Origin of the sequence: Kytococcus sp. HMSC28H12 (genome assembly GCF_001816045.1) — a bacterium.
GTDB lineage: Bacteria > Actinomycetota > Actinomycetes > Actinomycetales > Dermatophilaceae > Kytococcus > Kytococcus schroeteri.
Map to the genome: position 1 here is coordinate 1 of NZ_KV824332.1, position 3468 is coordinate 3468.

Here is a 3468-nt window from a genome sequence, read left to right on the forward strand (position 1 = left end):
CCCCTGGGCCCGCGGCAGGTCGATGCCGTCCAGGCCCCCGCTGCCGTCGGGCACCGGGAGGCCGTGCGCGGTGAAGGAGGCCGCGTACGTGACCCGCCACCCCGCATCGAGCATGGCGGCCACCTGGCGCTCCCGGATGCGGGCGTCGCCGGGGTGGTGGACCGTGGTGACGACGAGGACGCGCACGGGATCAGGCCTGGGGCGGCTGGGCGGGCTTCTGCGAGGGCTTCTGGCCCTGCTGTGCGGCAGGCTTGGCCGGGGCCTTCTGCTGCGGCTTCTTGGCGGCAGGCTTCCGGGCCCCGGGGCCGGCCTTCTCGTAGGCCTTCATGACCTCCTCCACCGGGCCGTCCTGCTTGATGACGCCGGAGTCCAGCCAGATGGCGCGGTCGCACTGCTTGCGGATCATGGCGTTGGAGTGGCTCACCATGAACACCGTGCCTGCCTGCTCGCGGATCTCCGCGATGCGCTTCTGCGCGCGGTCGCGGAAGTCCGCGTCACCGGTGGCCAGCGCCTCGTCCACGACCAGCACGTCGGGGACCACCGCGGTGGAGATGGCGAAGCGCAGGCGGGCGGCCATGCCCGAGGAGTAGGCCTTCATCGGCAGGTTCACGGCGTCGCCGAGGCCGGAGAAGGCGATGATGTCGTCCAGCCGCTCGTCGACCTCGTGGCGTGACATGCCCAGGGCCTGGCAGCCGATCTGGATGTTGCGCACGCCCGAGAGCGTGGGCATGAGCACCGCGTTGACGCCCAGCAGCGTGCTGCGCCCCTGCACCCAGATGCGCCCCGAGGAGGGCGGCAGCAGGCCCGCGATGGCGCGCAGCAGGGTGGACTTGCCCGAGCCGTTGCGGCCGATGAGGCCGATGGACTCGCCGCGGTGGGCCACCAGGCTCACGCCGCGCACGGCGTGCACCTCGTCCTGCCCACCACCGACCATGCGGTGCCCGGCGCGGGCCAGGGCGCTGCGGCGGCCCTCGCCGGTGTTCTGGGCGGCGCGGTGCTCGCCCGTGCCGTAGATGCGGTAGTGGATGTCGACGTGGTCGACCACCACCGTGGGGACCCGCTCAGCCGCGTCCATAGGTGCCCTCCCCCCGCCAGAACCAGATGAGGCCGCCCAGCGGCAGCACGACGGCCCAGAACAGGCCGGCCAGCCAGGTGACGGGGTCCACGGCGGTCTCGCCCAGGAGGCTCTCGCGGACCAGCGTCATCATCACGGCCACCGGCTGGTAGGTCATCACCACGGCCAGCCAGTGCGGGGCACCGGCGGCGCCCAGGTAGTGGTCCACGCTGTAGAAGACGCCCGAGACGTAGCGCAGCAGGCGGATGACCAGCGGGATGAGGTTGGCGGCGTCGCGCGAGTCGTGCACCAGCCGCGCGAAGACCATGCCGATGCCCAGCGACATGCTCGCGATGAGCAGCAGGGCCACGGGGAAGAGGAGCCACTCGGCATCGGGCCGCTCCCCGGTGGCCAGCATGATGACCAGCAGCACCGCGAAGGTGGGCACGGCGGCGATGAGCTCCGTGGTCACCTTGGAGATGGGCAGCAGCACGCGCGGGAAGGACAACGAGCGCACCAGCTGCATGGAGCCGGTGACCGCCCGGGCGCCCTGGCTCATCACCGTGGACAGGAACACGAAGGTGAAGATGCCCGCGGTGAGGAAGCCGACGAAGTTCTGGGTGCCACCGCGGGTGTCCAGCAGCAGGCCGAAGATCAGGAAGTAGGCGCCGGCCAGCATCACCGGGTTGAGCACCGCCCACACCTGGCCCAGGCGGGACTCCTGCGTCTTGGCGTAGGCCTGCGCGGTGGAGAGGGTCCACAGGAACTGGCGGCGGCTCCACAGGTCGCGCAGGTACTCGCCCAGCGGGGGACGGTGGCCCACGCGGCGCAGGCCGTTGGCGCGCGCGATGGCCTCGAGCTCGGCCGAGGACAGCGAACCGCCGGCGGAGGGGGTCTGGGGGGACGGCCCTCCGCCGGCGGTGGGGACCCCGGCGGGGTCGGGGGTCACAGGCGCTGGCTGGTCTCGGTGTCGGTGGTGACGCCGCGGGTGTCGAGCATGCGGGTGGCCGCCTCGGCCAGGGCCTGCACGTCGTACTCCTTGTGATTCTGCACCAGGATGGTCAGGTCGGCGTCCTTGACGCCCTGCAGGGCGTCGGTGACCTTGGTGGCCTGGTCGCCCAGGGCGCGCCACTGCTCGACCTTGGGGTCGTGGAACTGGACGTTCGCGCCCTTGGCCGCGAGGGCCTTGGCCAGCGGCACGGCCGGCGACTCGCGCTGGTCGGCGATGTTCGGCTTGTAGGTGACGCCCAGCAGCAGCACGGTGGCGCCCTTGAGGGCCTTGCCGTCCTCGTTCAGGGCGTCCTGCGCGCGGGAGACCACGTAGGTGGGCATCTGGGAGTTGATCTCCTGGGCGAGCTCCACGAAGCGGAAGGGGTAGCCCAGGCGGGAGCGCACGTTGTGGGACAGGTAGTTCGGGTCGATCGGGATGCAGTGGCCGCCGACGCCCGGGCCGGGGTAGAAGGCCTGGAAGCCGAAGGGCTTGGACTTGGCGGCGTCGATGACGTCCCACAGGTCGATGCCCAGGTCGTGGCAGAAGCGGGCCATCTCGTTGACCAGGGCGATGTTGATGTGCCGGTAGGTGTTCTCCAGCAGCTTGGCGGTCTCGGCCTCGCGGGTGCCCTTGGCACGGACCACGGTGTCGACGAACTGCTCGTAGAACGCCGCGGCGGCGTCGCCGCCCTCGGGGGTGAAGCCACCGACGACCTTGGGGGTGTTCTTGGCGCCGAACTTCTCGTTGCCCGGGTCGATGCGCTCGGGGGAGAAGGCCAGGTGGAAGTCCTTGCCGGCGGTCAGGCCGGAGAGCTCCTCGAGGATCGGGCGGACGACCTCGTCGGTGGTGCCCGGGTAGGTGGTGGACTCCAGGATGACCGTGGTGCCGGGCTTGAGGTTGCGGCCGATGGCGGCGGTGGCGCCCTCGACGGCGCGCAGGTCGGGGCCGCCCTCGTCGGACAGGGGGGTGGGCACGCAGATCACGATGGTCTTGGCGCCGGCCATGCGGGTCTCGTCGGTGCTGGCCTCGTAGCCGGCGGCGAGCATCTCGGCGATGTCGGCGTCGGAGAGGTCGTCGACGTGGGAGACCCCGGAGTTCAGGGCGTCCACCAGCGACTGGGTGATGTCGTAGCCGACCACCTTCAGCCCGGCCCGGGTCGCTTCCTGCGCCAGGGGGAGGCCGACATAGCCCTGCCCGACGATCACAACATCAGCAGTCACGAGAACTCCTTCTCAGTTCTGCCTGCGCAGATGGCAGGCCACACTCGTCGCGGTCATGCTACCCGCGCCGGGTGGCGCAGGAAGGGTTTCTGGGGTGTCGACCATGTGATCATGCCGACGCGCCGGGCTCAACGGCCGGGGGTGCGCGGGCGCAGGAAGCCGCGGGAACGCGCGGCGCGCGCCTCCCGGGCGACCCGCTGGCG

Annotated in this window: 3 protein-coding genes and 1 pseudogene; all 4 read right to left on the minus strand. The window is 71.4% G+C overall.

The genetic code is table 11. The annotated features are described in order from the left end of the window. A pseudogene (locus HMPREF3099_RS02830) lies at positions 1 to 186 on the minus strand (glycosyl transferase); the annotation flags it as partial. A gap of 4 nt (positions 187 to 190) precedes the next feature. Next, on the minus strand, positions 191 to 1075 hold the full coding sequence (locus tag HMPREF3099_RS02835) for an ABC transporter ATP-binding protein (protein ID WP_070703755.1): 885 nt from the start codon (positions 1073 to 1075) through the stop codon (positions 191 to 193). Next, positions 1062 to 2003 (minus strand): ABC transporter permease, encoded by a 942-nt coding sequence (locus HMPREF3099_RS02840; protein ID WP_070703757.1) that lies wholly within the window; start codon positions 2001 to 2003, stop codon positions 1062 to 1064. Before HMPREF3099_RS02840 ends, HMPREF3099_RS02835 begins: the two co-directional genes overlap by 14 nt. Further along, positions 2000 to 3265, minus strand: a complete 1266-nt coding sequence (locus HMPREF3099_RS02845) for a nucleotide sugar dehydrogenase (RefSeq protein ID WP_070703759.1) — start codon at positions 3263 to 3265, stop codon at positions 2000 to 2002. The genes HMPREF3099_RS02840 and HMPREF3099_RS02845 overlap by 4 nt, the downstream gene beginning before the upstream one ends. Positions 3266 to 3468: the final 203 nt, after the last annotated feature.